This window comes from Nitrospira sp., assembly GCA_024760525.1.
GTDB lineage: Bacteria > Nitrospirota > Nitrospiria > Nitrospirales > Nitrospiraceae > Nitrospira_D.
The window spans coordinates 1,844,457-1,864,360 of the sequence record CP060499.1 but is presented as its reverse complement, the minus strand read 5'-3'; the positions used below and the strand labels follow the sequence as shown (position 1 = coordinate 1,864,360).

Genomic DNA, 19,904 nt, shown 5'->3' with positions numbered 1-19,904 from the left:
CAGAATGTATGGAGAGCATAAAGAACAAGGGGAGCCGCACTTACAGCACGGCTCCCCCTCTCTTCCTGCCAAGAATACTTGAGTGCCCTATTTTATCGCCGTTGGAAGAACCCTGGGCTGATACTCAACTTCTGCCTGCTTGGAACCAACTCCAGCGGCACCCAACGACTGGAGCCTGCTATCGCCACTTGGGAGTACCCTCAGGTAACCCCATTGTCCGGACTGGGAATACGGCAACCGCTGATTACTGTACACATAGTCGCCGGACATGCGGTATGGCCCTCCCGCCGAAGGAATGAATACATCGAGCACCTCCGACCCGGAGAATTCGACCACACTAATTAGGTCAGCTCCTCTCATATAGGGCTCAATGGGCCATTCATGTTTTTCAACGCCGAACATGCCGTTCTGCTCATTGTTCGCACCGATCACATGAATGCGCACCGGATCGCCCGCATGTGATTCGATGATCGGCGTAGCCGGGTCCTCAGGCTTATCGGCTTTGCACGGTTGAAACATCTTGCCCAATGAACAGCCCTGATCCTGCCGGTACAGATAAGGTTCGGACCGATAGTTGATACCGGTCAACCCTGCCACGTTCTGCACGTATGGCATGAAACTCGTGCCGATGATGTTATCTTCATCCTGAAAGAACAGGGCCACATCACGATAGTTCGACCGCATTTCGTTTCCGGAAACGGACCGATCTACGATCACGTCAGCAGCCCAGGCGTTCTTGTTCGATAAATCCACACCGGTCTTCGGATCACGGTACTTGGAGCCCTTCGGCCCAACAACAATTGCGCCGAACAAACCGTTTCTCGGATTCATCATCGCATTGCCCCAATCCCACACAAGAGACGTAGTCTCTCCATTGAATGGGTCTGCAAAGTACGTATAGACGCGCTCTCCACCTGGCACGATCGTCTGATCGCCAGGATTATTTCCGACATTCGCTCCCATCGAATCCTTTGGATCAAACGCAAGTCCGATAGCGGAGAACGAAGCCTTACCTTCCTTCATTTTGTTCTTCAGATTAATCTTTACGCAATCGCCAATGTTGACTCGAAGCGTCAGCGGCATGGGTCTGGAGTTTCCAGACACCTTAATCACATCCTCCTCCAGCGCATAAATTTTTGCGTCTGGATTTGAAATCTGGATTTTTCGCTCGAAATCGACCTCGATGGCTTCCGGAGCCTTAGGGTTAAAGGTCATTGACGGATAATCCATGGCCACCACGTTGAAGCTCTTCACCGGAGCATCGGCAGGACACACCGGCAAGGCCTTCGGAATCTCCCCTTTATTCGAAAATCCTGCCGGTAATTTTCTCAAATCGGATTGTTCCTTGTCATACACCCGCACAATTCCCCATCCGCCTTCGGACAACTTCGATGACCGACCGTTAAAATGTATGAAATCACCCGATTGATGCCGAGGACCACCAGCCTCCGGTACCACTAAGTCATACCGCTCGGCGATGCCTATGTGTATGGAGTTTTTCCGGTTTGCATCGGGCGCGTACCGCTCGGTCCAAAACGAATGGCCGGACAACGTCCAAGTCATTGTCTCGTTCATGAGCGTATGCAACAGCCGAAATACCATCGTATCACCCGTGTACGCCCTCAGAAGCGGCGTGTACGGATCGCCATGGATTTGACTGTTGAAGATTTGAGATGCATCGGGGTTCGTTGCTAAACGTTGGGCGATCGGCCCTGCTCGGAAGTTCAATCCGCTTCCGGTTGTATGTGTCCCCCCGTTCAAGAACGGCATGGGAGTCATATAGATATGTTCCGGCATGGCGAAGGACACGGTCTTCCCTGCTTCCAACGCCACTTCCACAGGCTGCCCCGGCGGATTGCCCGCCGTGACAATATTCACGGTGTGCGGCACCGTATCATGCACTTGAACCATCAGTTCACGGAAGCTGTTATTCACTCCATGTCCCACAGGTTCATTCGTGTGAATATCCGCGATAGGACCACTGCGCACCTCTTTCCCGGTCGTAGGATCGTGATAGGTCGATCCCACAGGTTCGGCGATGAATGTGCCAAAGCCGCCGTGCGGCCAGGTCGTCGCTCCAAATGCGTGGTCGTGCCAAAAGACGGTCCCCACATCCGCATCCACCCAGAAACGTTGACGGACAAACTCAACCGTGACGATATCCTTGGCTGGGTGATCGTTCTTTAATCCCTTCGACAATGTGATCTGATTGCCATTGATGGCCTTGATGCGCGCGATCTCGTTCCCTTTTACGTTGTCGGCACCGACCAGGATCAATGTGCCCACGTGATACTGTTTGGCATTCTTCACTGCGATCGTATTGGCCCCCTTCTTCACAGCCGAGGTCAACACGGTATTCATCGGAGCAGGCAGTCCCTTTTGATTTTTCTTCTCGAGCATCGTGAAAGGACGAACTGACTGTTCGTAGGAGAACCCGGTTATCACCCCGTCCGAAGCCTGATTGTCGAACTGGAGGAAATGCCAGTGCGTGTTGATCTTCGACGCCTGAAAATTCGTATAGTCGTCGTCGTCCCACTCGCTGGTCAAGGTCCAATCCACGCAATCGTAAATGTTGCCACGCACGACTAATGGATATTTGAGATCATCATTGGCACGAATTGCAGCCTCCTCTTCGTGCAGCACGTAGATCAATCCATTCTGATCGATAACTGCAGGTTCTTTCCCTTGTGCCTTGGCAATCTTGATCGGCACCTTAATGAAATGGACGTTGTAGCTCTTCCGCCCGGCATTAGTCGGACAAAGGCTCCAATTCCCCTGCTCTCCAGGCTTGGCTTGATCGAGACTCTCCTCACCATTGTCGTCACGTCGAATCATCTCTAGCCAGGGCGCCCCGACGTGATTCGGAGAAAACATGACGCGCTTCCCGAAGTGTGGGGTGAGATGAGGCCAAGCTACCTTCCCCGTTAGAGGCTCGAACATAATCGGATGCCGCTTATCGGGATGGGTTGACTTGTATTTGGGATTGTCGACCGTGCTCTCTTTCTCGCTCATGGCTCGATTGCCATCCCAAACCCAATCCAACACAGTGGCATCGTACGAAAGAATCTGGCCCTTCTCATCATCCTTATGACCGGGCTTGCCCGGCGTCGGCAACTGCATGGCCACCCAATCCTTGATCGTGATCGTCGCTGGGCGCCCCTTCCAATTGCTCTTGCCCTTGTCGATGATCTTGAATTGCGTTCCGAACCAATCGACTGTCTGGCCAACCAGCTTATCGGACGAGATCGGCTCCTTAATACGACCTTTCCGATCCGGCAACTCTCGAAGGTCGGGCATCACGTCATTCCGCATAACTCCCTGCTGGAGCGTGTTGTAGACACGCCAGTACCCCCACATACCGGAGACATAATGATGTGCGACGTGACAATGGAAGAGGAAGTCGCCGGCCAACTGTTGGCAGAGACCCGAGCCACACTCCGTCTCCAAGTCCAAAGCCTCGGAGGGGCCGATGACTTCTACGTCCACCCGATCCGTCTTGTGACGAATGACCGGATACTTAACCGGTCCGTTTACCGCCGTGGCCCAAAGATTCATATCGTCGATCGCTCTCGGGCTCCGAGGCCATCTGATCGTCCCCCCATGAGGATGATGGCTATGGAAGACTTCGGAACCACCATGCACGAGACGGAACTTCGCTGGGTCTCCGATATATGATCGGGGAATCGTCGGTGAGGCATCACCAAATGAGTACGAGCTATAGCCCATCGACTCATCCTCAAACCCGAAATATTCATGCTGTAGATGCATGTTGTTAATTCCGAACGGCTCACTCCGATAGTTGATCGCGCGGCCTCCGGGACGATACGTATCGGTCAGTGGATCACGTTGTGGCAAGAAATCGCCCTTTTTATTGAGGGGACGGAATGCTTCGTCACCGACCTCATGGTAATAGAGCACAAACTCTCGAAAATCCGGACCAGTCCCATTCTTGATCATGACTTGCCACCCACTGGTGGCTGGAGTGGGATCACCTGTTCCGAGCGGCTCCCAGTACGTTGAGCCGCGAGGCTCTACGACAAAAGAACCGAACATTCCCATCACCGTTAGCTCTCGATCGTTACTGTATGTATGGAACTGGCGAACTCCTTCTTGAGTGTTCGGCTGGATGTACCACTCCAATTCCACAGACTTGTCTTTGGCGGCGATCGCATCCGAATTTGTGGTCGTCGCCGCAGCACCCGTCGCACTTACTACCATTGACGATCCGCTGATGTGCAAGCTGACGTCTTCTCCACCTTCCAATTTGTTGTTCAACTTGATTTTGAGACAGTCCCCTTGGTTGGCACGAATCGTCAGCGGCTGAATCCATTGCGCTTGGACGCCTGGAATTACTGCCCCAGGATCGAAACCCTCTTTTTCACGCGCTTCCCTATTGGTGGTCTCCTCGGCCCGAACCTTGTCGATGTCTTCATCCAGCACATACATATATCCCGGATAAAAATCGAGCCACTGGTTAAGAGTGATTTCGACGTTGATCGCGGAGACATTGTACCGTTTGACCGGAGCCGTTGCTGGGCACATGCCGCCCCCTCCGGTCATAGCGACTGGCTCGACACGAGGATCGGACATAAGTAACAAATCCTGCCCTCCGGCCCCATATTGGTGCATCATGGACGAGGTGTTGTACATGCCGGTATTTACCGCCTGTACCTGAGGATCCTTGGACATGTGTTCCATGATGCGCTGGTGCTGCTGCTCAACCATCGCAGACCGATCGGCTCTTCCAGACATCGCGTCCTCGACGATTGTCTGGCCCTTGAGCTGTTCCGCCCAAGCCGGCAGCTGATGATTCATTGCAACGTGAGAGGGGCTCTCCGCAGTCACCAGTGCGGGCATCGCCATCAGGGCGATACCCGCGAGTCCGCATAGGGCTCTGGTTGATGGGAAATAGAAACGACGCATGGACCGACCTCCTTGCTTAATAAGTAGAAGAGAGGGTAAGACAGCTACTCAGTCCGCCCTATCTTCTACCCTAAATAAAAAATGAGAGATCCCGACAGTACGAATTACATAATTACGCGAGTTCTTTGGTTAGAGAGTTCTTGAGTGAAAGACGCGTTCATTTTCAAAAAGAGTAGGACTGCAAGATACTTAACTTCACATTAAGTGTCAAGGCTTTGCCTGCCTGCGTCGCGTGTCACCCGTTGCTATCGTCCAACGGGTGACTTCCGGTTAGCGGTGCTCTGTAGATCCATTTCCAAAACCACAGGACTCTCAGGCTTCCTGCGGTCAGTGTACGCCGGCATCCGATCCACCATTAACTTAGTCACCGGGACTGCCACGATAAACGGTGCCTTATCCCAGAAATTAGAGTAGAGCGAGATCCGCACGTTTTTTGGTCGTTCGACGGGAGTGATCTCTGAGAGCAGCTCCTTTCCCACAAATCCCACAAGCACCCCACTGCCATCGGAGAGTTTATGAATTTCGTAGTTATTTGTGGCCGAAGCCACCCGCTCCAGCACAAGGTCCGGGCTTTGTGTAACGAGCGCCAGCCCAAGGCGGCTCGGCGTGATGAAACCATAGCTGCCCATCGGTGCCTCTGAAAAACGATCTGTGCTTGCCTTGAGCTCGGTCACGCCGTTCTTCACTCTCATCAGACGCCGCAGTTCTGCCTCACTCCCGGTGATCTCGATCGCCACCGCCGCAGGCGCAGCCTTTTCCATGGGCAACGTCTCCATCGTTGCTGCTGAAGCCGTTTCGATTAGATGCGGGCAGAAGCTCACGCCGAGGAAGGCAAGCGGCAAGACGGCCAGGAAATAGCTGCTTGATCTGATGCGAATGATGTATGAAGTCATGTTGGTAATAGGTATGGACTCTCCGGATGAACTGTCCCAATGAAGCTGAATTCTAGAAAAGCCTACTGAGAAAAAGCAAACTGCCGTCCGAGGAGTGACCAGAAGCCCCGCCGACTCGAATTCCTTCCTTGAGTCCTGAATTCATCGTGTGCCATCAATCATTCGGAGCGGAGCATAACTTTGCGCACGGTATCGTTCTGGTCGGCAGCCGACGCATGATTGTCCGTACCGTCTCCCGGTTTCGCGCATCGAAAGCCTGTCAAGTAGCTCTTGCGATAAGGTGGTCCGGCATTGCGACCGGCAGACCGGGCGACCTCCGGATCCTCATTCCACGAACCGCCGCGAAAGACCTTCAGCTCCCCCGTCCTTGGCCCCTCCGGATTCACCTTGCTGCCATGCCGATAGTACTCGGGATCGAACCAGTCCGACACCCACTCGCTGACGTTTCCCGCCATTTGGTAGGCACCGTAAGGACTGGTGCCCTTGTCATAGCGATTGATGTTGGCCAGCGGGGGATACTTGAATCCGCGCTTCGATCCAGCGTGCGCGATATTGCTCTTGACCCAACCAGCCGGCTCGTCGCCCCACGGGAAGATCCGCCCGTCCACCCCGCGCGCCGCCTTTTCCCATTCGGCTTCTGTCGGCAAACGCTTTCCGGCCCATCTGCAGTAGGCATCAGCCTCTTGCCAGCTGACGTTGATCACCGGATGGAGGGCGTTTTTTTCGGGAAACGGATTATCCCGCCAAAATTTCGGCCACTCCATTCCCATCCCAAGCACGAACCGCAGATACTCAACATTCGATACTTCGTAACGGTCGATTCGAAAGGCATCGACGTAAATCCGACGTTGCGGCAGCTCTTGTGGACCGGCGGCACGATCCTTGTGCGGATCGCTTCCCATGAGGAACTCTCCGGCAGGCACCGGAACCATCCCGGAGGGGACCTCCATCAGCGCCAGCCGTTCGGGCGCATCGAGTGGGGTCCAGAGCGGGGGCTGTTTCGACGATTCGTGATCCGCCAAAGCCGGTGCGACACAGGCCATTATCACCGTGCTCACCTGAACAAGCGACCAGGCAGCGCGCGTTCTCCACCCACTCATCGTCATGTCACCTCGACCACTCGATGGTCCGCTGAATCAAGAGAGACAAAGGGGGGAGCCACCTCCCACAGGTGGCTCCCCCCTCGGTCTGACGCCATGTCCGAGCCGTCTATTTCATGGCGGTCGGTAGAGGCTGGGACTGCGGTCTCACCTCCACCCGCTTGGCTCCCATACCAACGGCACCGAGCGGTTGTATTCGAGTATCGCCGACAGGCAACACTCGGAGATAGCCCCACTGTCCTGACTGAGTGTAAGGCAGCCGTTGATTCGACCAGATGAAGTCTCCAACTTGACGATAGGGACCTCCCGCCCCGCCACGTAGGAAGACGTCCAGAACCTCAGAACCCGCATACTCGACCACGCTGATCATATCGGCTCCCGGCATATAGGGCTCGATCGGCCACTCGTGGCCTTCGACACCAAACATTCCGTTCTGCTCGCTGTTGGCGCCGATCAAGTGGATCCTGATCGGATCACCGGCATGGGCTTCGATGAGTGGGGTCACCGGATCTTCCGGCTTGTCCACGACGCAGGGCTGGAAGATCTTGCCTAGTGAACAGCCTTGATCCTCGCGGAACTTGTACGGCTCGGCGCGGTAGTTGACCGCTGTCAAGCCCGCCACATTCTGCACGTAGGGCATGAACGCCGTACCGATGATGTTGTCCTCGTCCTGGAAGAAGAGGGCCACATCACGGTAGTTACGTTTGCCTACGTTCTCAGGTAGGCTCGTGTTCACAATGACGTCCGCGCGCCACGAGTTCTTCTGCGAAAGATCCGCGCCGGTCACGGGGTCCCGGTACTGAGATCCTCTTGGACCGACAACGATCGCTCCATACAATCCATTCCGTGGATTGACGACGATGTTTCCGCCATCCCAGACCAAGGAGGTCGTCTCCTTGTTCAACGGATGTGCATAGTAGGTGTACTGACGGTTCTCACCTGGGCCGATGGTCTGGTCCCCACCATTGTTGCCGACGTTCAAGCCTTGACTGTCTTTCGGATCGAAGGCCAGGCCTGGCGCAAAAAATGAGGCTCGGCTCGCCTTCATTCTATTCGTCAAGTTCACCTTGATGCAGTCGCCCAAATTGACCCGTAACGTCAGCGGATGCGGTGTCGTGCCGCCGGAGACCGTCGTGGCTTCCTCCTCGAGTGCGAAGATTTTACCTTCCGGCATGGTCATTTCGATTTTGCGCTCGAAGTCCACCTCGATGACCTCCGGTGCTTTCGGGTTGAGTTTCATGGGCCGATCTACCGCCACCACATTGAAGCTCTTCACCGGTGCTTCCGCCGGGCAAACGGAACCCGGTGTGGCCGGAATGCTGAGTGGATTAGTTCCCTTCGGCAGTGGCATCAGGTCAGGCACTTGCTTTCCGAGCACTCGCACGATACCCCAGCCACCTTCGGCAAAATGCGACGTACGGCCGTTGAAGTGAATATAATCGCCCGGCATACCCTGGAACCCGCCGGCCTTTGTCACTAAATCATACCGCTCAGCAATCCCGACGTGAATCGAGTTCTTCCGGTTGGCGTCCGCCGCATACCGTTCGGTAAGGAACGTATGACCGGAAATCGTCCAGACGTGGGACTCATTCATGAGCTGATGCAACAGGCGGAACACCATCGTGTCGCCTGTGTACGCCCGCAACAGAGGCGTATCCGGATCACCGTGAATCGCGCTGCTGAACAATTTCGAAGTGTCCGGATCATTCGCTAAGCGCTGCGCAAACGGTTCCGCACGGAAGTTAAACCCGCTGCCGGTCGTATGCGTACCGCCATTGATATACTTGTTCGGTGCGTTCAGGATTTTTTCAGGCATCTGGAACGACACGGTTTTTCCTGCTTCCAGTGCGACCTCAACCGGTTGTCCGGGCGGATTCCCCGCCTCGATCACGTTGACGGTATGCGGCACCGTATCGTGGATCGAGACCATCAGTTCACGGAAGCTGCCGCTCACACCAGCCCCGATCGGCTCGTTGCTGTGGATATCGGCAACAGGGCCGCTGTAGACCAGCTTGCCGTTTTTCGGATCGTGATACGTAGACCCATAGGGCTCCACGATCGTGACGCCGAATCCTCCGTGAGGCCAAGTCGTCGCCCCGAAGGCATGGTCATGCCAGAACACGGTCCCCATATCGACATCGACCCACCACCGATACCGGACGAATTCCGGTGAGACCAGGTCATTCACCTGATGAGTATGCCTCAGTGGTTTGAAGAACGTGATCTGATCGCCCTTGATCTCCTTGATCCGAGCGACTTCCTGACAGCTTTTGTCCCGAGGGAGCGACGCCGTGGGATCGTTGCCTTTCTCCAAACAATCCATGCCCACCATGACTTCGGTGTTCACATGAAACTTCGTGGCACCAGGAGCCATTTGAATTTTGATCGAGGTGGCACCGGCCTTCGCCCTGCTGACCAACTTGGCGACCATCGGAGCCGGCAGCCCGTGCTTGGTCTTCTTCCCCCACATGGTGAAGGGCCGGACCGACATTTCATATTCAAATCCCGAGATCACACCATCCGAGTTTCCGGTATCGAACTGGAAAAAGTGCGGGTGAATATTGATCTTGGACGACTGGAAATTCGTGTAATCGTCATCATCCCACTCGCTCGTGAGGATTACGTCGACGCAGTCATACACGTTGGCGCGGATGACCGCCGGCAATTTGAGATCGTCATTCGCCCTGGTCAACTGTTCTTCCTCGTGCAGCACATAGATCAGCCCGTCCTTGTCGACGATGGGAGGCTCGTTTCCTTGTTTCTTCGCAAGGGTAATCGGCAGACGAATAAAGTGAATGTTGTAATGCTTGCGGTTCGCATTCTCCGGGCAAAGGCTCCAGCGGCCCTGCTCACCAGGCATGGCCGGCTCTGACGTTCGCTCACCCTTCGCATCTTGATGAATCGGTTCCAGCCAAGGGGCGCCGTTGTGATTGGCAGAGAACGGGACCCGTTTTCCGAAATGCGGTTTGAACAGCGGCCACGCCATTTTTCCTGTGGTTGGGTCGAAAAGGATCGCCGGTCTCGTGCCGTCGTCCCATTTGGCCGCCCAGGCATACTTCGGATTCTGAGCCGTGCTTTCCCGTTCACCCCGAGCGATGTTGCCATCCCACTTCCAATCCCACACGGTCGCGTCATAGGCGAGGATTTGCCCCTTTTCGTCATCAGTGTGGCCAGGTTTGCCCTGCGCCGGCACGAACATTTCCACCCAATCGTGAATGTTCACGATCGCCGGATCGGACTTCCAGTTGGTCCGCTGGCTTCTGTCAACGATCTTAAACGTCTTCCCAAACCAATCGACTGTCGTGCCAATCAGTTTGTCGGACGAAACGCCGAGTTTCATCCGACCTGCCCGATCCGGCAACTCCCGCAAGTCCGGCATGCTGTCCGTATGGCTAGCCCCGTCTTGGAGAGTGTTGTAGAACCGGCCATAGCCCCACATCCCGGCCACATAGTGGTGGGCGACGTGACAGTGATACAGAAACTCGCCCGCCAGATGTTGACAGCCGCCGCCGCCGCATTCCGGTTCGAGATCCAACGCTTCGGACGGACCGATGACTTCGACATCCACACGGTCGGACTTGGTCCGAACGACCGGATATTTCACCGGTCCGTCTTGACCCATCGCCCACAGGTTGTTGGGCTCGGTGCCTGGGCTTCGTTGCCAGCGGATCGATCCGCTGTGCGGATGATGAGAATGGAACACTTCGGACCCGCCATGGACCAGCCGCCACTTGACCGGGTCGCCTAGATAGCCTCTGGCGATGGTGGTCGGTGTATCTCCGAACGTGTACGAACTGTACGCCAACGATTCGTCTTCAAACCCGAAATACTCGTGTTGGAGGTGCATCTGGTCGATGCCGAACGGTTCACTGCGGTAATTGATCGCCCGCCCCCCGGGTCTGTAGGCATCCGTCAGCGGATCGCGCTGGGGTAGGAAGTCTCCCTTCTTGTTCAGAGGACGGAACGCTTCGTCGCCGATTTCATGATAAAACAACACGAATTCCCGAAAGTCTGGGCCGGATGCGTTATCGACATTCACCTGCCATCCGCTCCTTACCTCCGGAGCAGGTCCTCCGCTTCCAAGCGCATCAAGGTATCGGGCCCCCCGCGGCTCTACAATAAATGCGCCGAACAGGCCCAGGACTGTCAGTTCCCGATCATGGCTGTAGGAATGGAACTGCCGCACACCTTCCTGCATTTGCGGATGAATATACCATTCGAATTCCTGCACCTTGCCCGGCGCCACAATGGACTCGGGATTTGTCGTCGTGGCCGGCTTGCCGGTTGGACTGACGATCATGCTGGAGGCCTGGATGAACAAGCTGCCGTCCTCTCCTTCCATTTGATTGCGCAGCGTCATCTTGACGCAATCGCCCTGATTCGCCCTAAGAACCAAAGGCTGGATGATGTCTCCCTGTAGGCCGGTGGTAACGGCTCCGGGATCGAACCCGTCCTTTTCGCGGGCTTCTCGGTTCTTCGCCTCCTCGGCGCGAGCGTTCTCGACATCGTCGGTCAATACGTACATATAGCCCGGGTAAAAATCGAGCCAGCGATTGAGTGTGATCTCGATATTGATCATCGAGACATCGAACTGCTTGGTCGGTACCCCGGCAGGGCATCTACCTCCCGATGTCATCACAGGCTCCCCCTTGCCTGGATCCGTCATGAGAAGGAAGCTGCTGCCGTCCTGCCCCATGTATTGGTGCATCATCGACATATTGTTGAACGCGCCGGATGTCTGCTGGGCCTGCGCATCCCTTTGAGCCTGCTGCCCAAGCTTTTCCATCAGGCGATGGTGCTGCATCTCCATCTTTGGGGGATTGTCTGCGCGTCCCTCGATGGCGTTTTCCAGCACCGTCTGACCTATTAGCTGCTGGGTCCACCCCGGCATCGCCACTTGCGTCGCGTGGAGCGCATGGACAGATTGATGAGGTTCCGCGGCAACCAGAGGCGCCCCCATCCCGCTCCCCGTCAACAGAATAGCCTGTAGCACCGTCCACAGCCTGCTCCGTCGCCGGCGATGTAGTCTAAATTGTGATCTCATGTCTCGGCCTCCTCCTCTAAAGTCTTCCGCCCTTCAGGCGTTAGTCGAATCGCGTTCGTTGCTGATTGCTAAAGAGTCAGCTTTTCTAATCGCATTCGGATGAGAACCAGCCTCCAAACAACTCCAGACCTCGATTCTCTGGAGGTTAAGAGCTGGTGAAGGGTTCCCTCTTGCGAAGGATATGGGTCATCCGGAGGCCGATCCAAAATCACCCAAACCTTCACCAGCGACCCACTACTAGGGCAATCGCCATGCCGCGCAGTTCGGAACTTGGCATCTAAAACGTTGCGAAATATGACAATGACTTACTGCGGTTACCCACCGAATCATCTGTCATGGGCGTGAGGAATTTTTCTACAGCAAGAGGCGAGGACTACCCCTGTTCTTGTTCGATGCAAGATAATCAGTTGGTTGCATCGTCCAAGAATTTGGACACCATTCCTCGGCAAACTGGGGGATAAAGGGTCAATGCCCGTGAAATGGCCGATTCAGGCCATTACGAATCGGCTCCGAACATCGTTCCAGTGCGGTAGGTGTTTATGCGCTTCCAGTTGGACTTGGCCCTCATCACTAAATAGATGTCTCCCGTTCGGCAACCGCCGAATGATCAGCGGTCCGGGTGCGTGCCAGCCGTCCTGTTATCAGGCTCTTATGCTTGACTGGGCAAGTCGCACATTAGGATGCGCACCCTTCCGTTCAACTCCCGCATCGCATCGTTACACCATGAACATGGAAACTAGCGATTCCTGTGCAAGTCCAGACACTGTACATCTGTGCCGAGAACCACGATCTGAAAAAACCCGCACGGACAGTCTCAAGGTCGAATCCATGGCACCTCACTGAGCTCACTCTGCGTCATCCAGCACCCGAGCTATTCCTAGTACCGAATGCCGGCGAGGGGTGACACCATGCTTTTATCTGGATGCCGATGAATGACTAAGCTTTACGCATCACATGTTACAGAAGGGCGCTAGACAACTCGTTGGTCCCTTGAAGGGAGGATTAATAGTGACTAACCCGAACTTCATATCCTGGTCCGTAACGGGACATTCCCCCGTGTGCTCGTCCAGCCATCGATACTCCATACCCATTCTGTTCACGCTCACACTGTGTATGTTCCTGACAGGCTGGGGATGTACATTCACCGGTAATAGTCCTACCAGAGATGCCGATGACAAGAGGGCTCTGGCAAAGCCGGAATCGCAGCAAGAAACCGCCTTGCGAGGCTTGCCTCAGATGCTTCCAGGAGATCGCATAGTGATCGGCACCGTCAAGACCATCCTCAGCGAGCAGATCAAGGTTGATGATCACGAATCGCTTCAGCCACGCTATCTCCCCCTATCAATCGCAAGAGAGAAGGGAATGGAGTTAAAGCCAGGGGATCGTGTCAGGATGGTCTTTAATGAGCAACATGTTCTTGTTGATTTTCATCCCTTGGGACATAGGACCGACCATCATTCGATTATCATGGGGAGGATTATGCAAGAGGTACAGGCCGGTCAGGACGATGTTGTGGTCAAAACGGAGGACGGCCGAACAAAAAGCTATCTGTTTCGCCCGCTGATTCGTAGCAAGATGTCATCCGTTCCGACTAACGTTCTCGCCGTGTTTCTCGTGGACGAGACCGATCACATTGTAGATGTGACGTTTGGAGATTTTGCGGCGTTAAAGAAAATTAAGATGGCGTACCGGCAGATGGCCACCACCCAGTAGCCGTGTCCACCGTCGAACGGGCGACCACCTGAGCAAATCACACGCTGTATCTGTTCTGAGAACTGGGATGGAATTCCCGTATCCGATGATTGAAATATCAGTCCAGAGATCTTCGGGTACCGGCAGCGAGTGGCGTGGTACCCAAAGCAGCTGTCGCACTATCCAGATGGACGATTGCTCTCGAGATCAGGATTGATATCTGTGATCGGCCTTGTGCATCCCCTCTGCTGACAAGGATCGGTCGCCCCACCTGAACAGCTGGCTCCAAAAGTCGAGCCAAAAGTCGGAATGGTAGGAGGGCACTCGTCGAACCGCTACCTGGAGTCAACTGTCACCGTAATTCAGCCGTATCGGTTCCCTTCCCCTGTTGTGCAACGTGGGCGAGTTCGTGTGCCAGCAGACGTTTTCCGCCGTCACTATCCGGGTTATATTCCCCAAAACCGAAGACAATGTTGTTCCCAAGTGTATAGGCGCGGGCCTGTATCGACTCAGCCGATTGGTCTGCCAGCGGGTCGGAATGGACTCGCACATGCGAAAGATCGGAGCCAAAACGCGGTTCGAAGAAGGCGCGTGTGGCGGAGTCCAGCTGCTGACCCGACGAGTTCAACACGTCGTGCAGCATCGACGGTTCGGTCCGAGGAGCCATTGGGCCAGACAAGGCCGCTCGCTGTGCAACAAGAGGCGGTCCAGACGAACCGCCCGGCTTCGCGCTCTGGCATTTTTTGACCGTCAGCACCAACTCCCCCTCCGGACAGGAGTATTCGTAGAAACACAACGGTGTGGCCGGTGGGGGATGTTCCGTCGTGAACGGTCCTGGGCCGGTACCAACGACGATATCCGTTTCTCGCACGATCACGCGGAGCACCAGTCCATCGCTGAAATGCACGTAACAGCCATAGTTGCCGTTGGCAATCGGCGGCTCGCATTGGATCCGCTCCACGGCAGCTTGTGACGGAGGCGTGAGATGATTGCGCGCATAAAACTCCCCCGCTCGCTTGCTGATGCTCTCTGGATCGCCACGCCAACTCGGACAACGGCTCCCTTCCTCTTTGGGCTGCTCGCCGTCGGCCTCCGTCCGCTGGAGTACCGGCATAGCCGTGGATTCTCCAGCTGGTCCTGTCGGGGCTTCCAAACTGTCATCCGGCATCCGCATGATTCGATCCGCAACCTGATCGGCTTCGATCTCGGCCGGGTCGTCGGGCTGGGAGATTGTGAGATGATCGGATTTCGCCTGGCAGGTCGGACACCCACCGCCGCAAGGACAGGAGGCTGTGCGTTGAATGATCGGCTTAGAAAGTGTGGTCTCCCAAAATGAGACATCCCGGTTGCTCTGCATCAGACGAGGACGACTGACTAGATCACTGGTTTGGGTTGTTCTTCGCGCTTGAGTGAACATAGTTGATCCTTACCGTTATGGCCCGCCCCTCACCGGCTAGAGGGAAACTGCGTGAAATCCGGCGCAAAGGTGATCGACGCATCCGGAATAAGTAAATGTTCCATCCCTGCCTCACGCGTCGGATCGTAGGCATAATTGACACCGGCCGACACATCAGATCATTGCCAGCGATACCGATCTCCCCAACCGCTGGACCGCGTTATCGTTACCGAACGTGTTGGCGAAACGCTTCGTCACACATTTCAAAGAACAACTATCACGGCGGCGCATCGGCGTCCTGATGCTGCCGCAATGTGCGGCCTGTCAGCGACGGATGCGCCTCTTCCTGAATGAACCGTATTAAATTGACTATGCCTTCCACGTCCGCCACAGGCACCGCCGAACGATAGCGGAGAACGAGAATGGAAGCGAGCGAATCCTCCTGAACATCGACTCCGGACGCAAGCCATGCGGGGCACACGAAAATCGTATCTCCGCTGCGCCGTGCCACGGTTGAGGAAAGACCCGTGGCCGTGACTCTGTTCGAGCGGCTATAGATCAATGCTCCGGCGCGCGCCTCGGCATCCGATGCGGACCGACATGTCACCGGGAGATAATAGTTCAGCGAGCCCGCAAGATGACTCAGGTGGGTAAGCACCACTCTCGACCGTGCTTCATCCGCGGCTGGAAAGCCGCGGCGGACGACCTCGATAATGCCTTGCGGCAAAAGTTGTCCTCGAAACTGACTTAACGTCTGTTCTCCCCACATCGCGCCGAGCCTTATGCGATAGGTTGCACGAGCGATCGCAGCTTCCACCGGAGCGGGATCGGCGCAACCGGTGATCTGATCATTCGGCGCAGTCGCACGCTGAACCTGAACTCCGAGCAGTTCGTCGACATAGAACGCATACGACTCTGCGTTGTCGAGCGCCTCTTCCGTCGTCAGGTGTGCGTAAATTCGTTCGCCCGGATAGGAACGGTCGCGCGGAGTAGTGGACATTGCCGTCAGCGGCGCGCGCGCGCCGAGACTCGGGATCGTCGCATGCGCGCTTTCGTGTATCACCGTGCTGACGTCGTCCTCATCGCCGATGGTGACGCTGCGACAGAAATAGAAGTGATTCGGCTCGGCATGGGCCGCGGTCATCGACAGGCCGCCGCCGATGCTTCCGATCGTGCATGACGGATCCTGCGGATTGCGGGCGTGAACCACCAGCGAGCCTTGCCCGCGAAGTTCACGGGCCATTCGAGCCAGACGATCGGCCAGCAAAGCGGCATAACCAGGATCGCGGGTGGCGAAGTGCGCCTGCAACGCAGTACCGACGGCGGCCTGTGCGATCGGGTCGGCGACAAATTCACGCGTCCGTGCCTCAGCTCGCGTGAGACGCGAGACGGCTTGCGAGATCGCCCAATCGTATCCGTCCAGTTGATCGAAAATCGGCTGAATGGTTGTCGTGAGGGCGGCGGCGGATTGCGCGCCGACGTCGCCCGAGACCGGATCACGTACGAGCCGGTAACTGGCGTTGAGTAATGCCAGTCGGAGCCGTCGGGCGCCGTCCCCGGCAAGATTGAACAGATGCAGGTTCGCAGCCAGATTCGAGAATTCCGTCGTTGCCTGTTGATGACGTCTGGCTGAAATGTCCTGCTCCGTCTGCGTGAATGTGTCGCGGATTCCAGCCGCGAGTGGTGCGGCGGGATTTGCGTCGAACCACCGCATGCGGTTGCGACCATAGCCCCTTTCCTGCGCATCGTGGACGTCGGGCGCGAGATTCGCGCTGTTGACCCGCGCTTCCTCGATCGCCAGCCCCAATTGCTCCATGGCGCGCGCATAGGCTTCACCCAGACGAGTTTGCTCGGGACTTTCCGACGGAAAGTTCACGTCCGGATTGTCGCTTTTTTGCGCCTCAAACACGGAGATGGCGTTATTGAGGAGCCGCTCCAACACATCCTGGTTCAGCAGTCGATGAAATGCCCGTGGCCCTGCCGCGCTGCCCGGAGTCGTCGCAAGCGCGACGGCAGCCGATTGACGCATGACTTCGACCTGACGAGCCATACCCACAAGCCAGTCCGCTGCCGCTTCGACCAACTCTCTTCGGGTTGGCGCCGGAACCGGAACAGATGAAGGTTGACGGGCAATCACAGATTGAGTCTGTCCTTGGATCGTCCGATTGTCTGCATGGAAAACTCTGGGATTTTGCTGCACGGTATGGACGAGCTCATGCGCTATCAATTGTTTACCTGATTCTGATTCCGGTTTGTATTCGCCGCGTCCAAAAACGATGTTGCGCCCGAGCGTATAGGCGCGCGCATTGATCGACCGAGCCGATTGTCCGGCAATGGAATCCGTATGAATACGAACATGGTTGAGATCCAGACCGAAGCGTGGCTCGAAAAATCGGCGTGTCGTGAAATCCAACGGCTGCCCGCCGGACCGTAGGACATTCTCGATCGATGGTGAAATATCGCCGGGCGGCGGTTCGGCCATGGCAGAGGCAAAGGCTTCCTTGCGCATGACCGGCTCAGACATCTCTTCCTGTTCCTCAGTTGCACACGCGTCGCATTTTCGATGGATGATATGACCGGAATGCTTCTCTTTTTCAGGAGGCTGCACAGCCCCAACCGGCATCCGCATGACTCGATCCGCAATTCGATCCGCTTCGATCTCGGCCGGATCGTTGGGTTGGGAGATTTTGAGATCAGTGGATTTGGCTTGGCAGGCCGGACACCCGCCGCCGCAGGAGCATGAAGATTTTCTCAGAATGGCAGAATCTCTAAAAGAGCTGTCGGCAAGATATGGATTCGAATTTTTCCCAGCCTCCGGCAGATGCTGCGCTCTGATCTCTACATGATTTTTGGCTGCTGTTTGTATGGCTCTTACCGTCATTCTAAAAAACCTAAAACATCATCGTGGCGCGGAGCCCGGCGGTAAAGAATGGGAGCAAGTTTTCGTCTTTAACAAACGCTTGGAGGTTGTGCAGCCCCGATGGGCGGATGGCGCCGCCGCCTACCTCTGCGTTAAGCGACAGGTTAGGAAACACCGCGGACGGAGAGAATTTATACCCCAAATTCACCCCACCATAGCCATAACCGCCCGGCAGATAAGACGTCGAGGCATCCTTTGAAGATTTGTCGCCTACAAATGCCGCGCCTCCTTCGGCAAATCCACCTACGTTAAATCCGCCTGCTCCCGGAGTCCACATTTTTTCAATGCCGACCCTGGCACCTATTAAAAACGCAAGTCGTTTGTCGCCTTCGAGTTGCCCCATAAATGTACCGTGCGCGCCGACAAAGAGCTCCCAATCACGGGCGTTTGTCAGCGGTATCCCGATATCAAGGCCGTAATTCAGGAATGCGCCGTGTGACCCGCCGATATTCGCGTATCCGCCTGTCGGGTATAAAAATATAACCGGAGCCCGGAAATTGATGCCTGTGAAAACGCTTCTCTCTTTTATATCAAAGCTGCAATTGGGAAATTTGCGTCCGAGCCATGCAGGAATATGCGAAAAATGACGAGCATGCATCATCGCATTTGCGCTGGACGGCCAATGGCTGTGTTCCATTATCGAAAAATCGCCCGGATTGGCTTTGTCTTCGGGACGAGGGTCCTTTCGTTTAGCGCGATCGCCTTCCTGATATTCATCAGCGGCTCCAAGCACAATGTGCCCGGCCTCGTGCCAGAGCGTAGATTCGGAGGTTCCAACTTCGAAGTGCCCTGCGTCTTCGCGGTCGGTGCTTTTGACTATCTCGACTGAATCCGCAAAAGGCCCGGTGCCTTCCTTAGCCACGATTTTGACCGAAACCGTCTTTCCGGCGCAAACCGTGCATTTTTCGCCGCTGCCAACTGTGATCTCAACCCAGCCGTTTAATTTGTCATTAGCAACTTTGAAAAACCGCTCCTTTTCTTTCTTTAGTTCGTCATCTGTGACGACATTTTTAGGGTCTGCAGACTTGGTAATGTTCACTTCAACCGTAGAAGCTACGGTACAGTTTTTCTTGTCGAATTCGAGTAGTGAAGGTTTGGGAGCAGCAAATTTTTCGTCACCGGTGCGCTGAACGTATTCGCTCACAATATTTCCTTCTTCCTTGTAAGTGGACTTTCCGGCCGCATCCTTGGCATCGGTTCCTATCTGTCCCGGCCACGGCACAAAACTGCGGTGGACAATGCCGGGCGCGGTACCATTCTGTTGCTGGACAACGTGGGCCAACTCGTGGGCGATCAGTCGTCGGCCTTCATGCGAAACCAGGTCATAGCTGCCTGCGGCAAACCCTATACTGTCGCCAAGCGTATATGCGTGGGCGCTTATATTTTGAGCCGTGTTATTGCTTTCGTTTCCGGTGTGGATGCGGACATCGCCCAGATCGCGCCCAAACCGAGGTTCAAAAAACTCTCGCGTTTCGGCATCAAGCGGGTGCCCGGAAGAACCGAAAATGCCCGAAGAAGGCGGGACACTGTTTGAGCCCGGTTTCGCTCGTCGGTGAAACGTCTTTGATTCCCTGCCCTCATGAGCCACCGCCCCACTTCCACCATCCGGCATCCGCATTACGTTATCGGCGATGCGATCGGCTTCGATCTCGGCGGGATCGTTGGGCTGGGAAACCTTCAGATCGCTGGATTGCGTCTGACAAGCCGGGCATCTGCCCCCGCAGGAGCACGAAGCTTTTCGAAGTACAGTCGCCCCCGGTGGCAGTGTGCTTGTCGGCAAAGCGCCGCCATCCGGTGTCACGGCAGTCCGAGGGTGAGTCGACACGTCAGGTATCGAGGTTGTTGCTCTCACGTTCATTTCGGTTAGTCCGCTTCACCTTTCCTGGTGCGGAATTCGGCGTTCCATCACGACCCCGGATGCATCTCGTTCCAGCGT

8 protein-coding genes are annotated in these 19,904 nt (G+C 55.7%); 1 reads left to right on the top strand and 7 read right to left on the bottom strand.

Features of this window, described 5'->3' with window-relative positions:
- Positions 1-87: 87 nt before the first annotated feature.
- The 4 genes from H8K04_08675 to H8K04_08660 all read right to left on the bottom strand — a co-directional run bounded on the left by H8K04_08675 (position 88) and on the right by H8K04_08660 (position 11,960).
- Complete coding sequence (locus H8K04_08675; GenBank protein ID UVT17588.1) at positions 88-4,923, bottom strand: multicopper oxidase domain-containing protein; 4,836 nt, start codon at positions 4,921-4,923, stop codon at positions 88-90.
- 245 nt (positions 4,924-5,168) lie between these two features.
- On the bottom strand, positions 5,169-5,816 hold the full coding sequence (locus H8K04_08670) for a hypothetical protein (protein UVT17587.1): 648 nt from the start codon (positions 5,814-5,816) through the stop codon (positions 5,169-5,171).
- 158 nt (positions 5,817-5,974) lie between these two features.
- Complete coding sequence (locus H8K04_08665) at positions 5,975-6,916, bottom strand: SUMF1/EgtB/PvdO family nonheme iron enzyme (protein ID UVT17586.1); 942 nt, start codon at positions 6,914-6,916, stop codon at positions 5,975-5,977.
- A 109-nt stretch (positions 6,917-7,025) separates the two neighbouring features.
- Positions 7,026-11,960, bottom strand: coding sequence for a hypothetical protein (locus H8K04_08660; protein UVT17585.1), 4,935 nt, complete (start codon positions 11,958-11,960; stop codon positions 7,026-7,028).
- A gap of 1,257 nt (positions 11,961-13,217) precedes the next feature.
- Here H8K04_08660 and H8K04_08655 point away from each other — a divergent pair.
- Positions 13,218-13,673, top strand: coding sequence for a hypothetical protein (locus tag H8K04_08655; protein ID UVT17584.1), 456 nt, complete (start codon positions 13,218-13,220; stop codon positions 13,671-13,673).
- A gap of 331 nt (positions 13,674-14,004) precedes the next feature.
- On the opposite strand, the gene H8K04_08650 is transcribed toward H8K04_08655, so the two are convergent.
- The 3 genes from H8K04_08650 to H8K04_08640 form a co-directional block, all read right to left on the bottom strand.
- Positions 14,005-14,319: a DUF4157 domain-containing protein gene (locus H8K04_08650; protein UVT17920.1), complete on the bottom strand. Its 315-nt coding sequence runs from the start codon at positions 14,317-14,319 to the stop codon at positions 14,005-14,007.
- A gap of 1,006 nt (positions 14,320-15,325) precedes the next feature.
- Positions 15,326-17,677 (bottom strand): DUF4157 domain-containing protein, encoded by a 2,352-nt coding sequence (locus tag H8K04_08645; protein ID UVT17919.1) that lies wholly within the window; start codon positions 17,675-17,677, stop codon positions 15,326-15,328.
- A 262-nt stretch (positions 17,678-17,939) separates the two neighbouring features.
- Complete coding sequence (locus H8K04_08640) at positions 17,940-19,769, bottom strand: DUF4157 domain-containing protein (GenBank protein UVT17583.1); 1,830 nt, start codon at positions 19,767-19,769, stop codon at positions 17,940-17,942.
- Positions 19,770-19,904: the final 135 nt, after the last annotated feature.

Coding starts and splice junctions, on each gene's coding strand:
- H8K04_08675 (UVT17588.1), bottom strand. CDS start 4,923: ATGCGTCGTTTCTATTTCCCATCAACCAGAGCCCTATGCGGACTCGCG.
- H8K04_08670 (UVT17587.1), bottom strand. CDS start 5,816: ATGACTTCATACATCATTCGCATCAGATCAAGCAGCTATTTCCTGGCC.
- H8K04_08665 (UVT17586.1), bottom strand. CDS start 6,916: ATGAGTGGGTGGAGAACGCGCGCTGCCTGGTCGCTTGTTCAGGTGAGC.
- H8K04_08660 (UVT17585.1), bottom strand. CDS start 11,960: ATGAGATCACAATTTAGACTACATCGCCGGCGACGGAGCAGGCTGTGG.
- H8K04_08650 (UVT17920.1), bottom strand. CDS start 14,319: ATGGCTCCTCGGACCGAACCGTCGATGCTGCACGACGTGTTGAACTCG.
- H8K04_08645 (UVT17919.1), bottom strand. CDS start 17,677: ATGCGGATGCCGGTTGGGGCTGTGCAGCCTCCTGAAAAAGAGAAGCAT.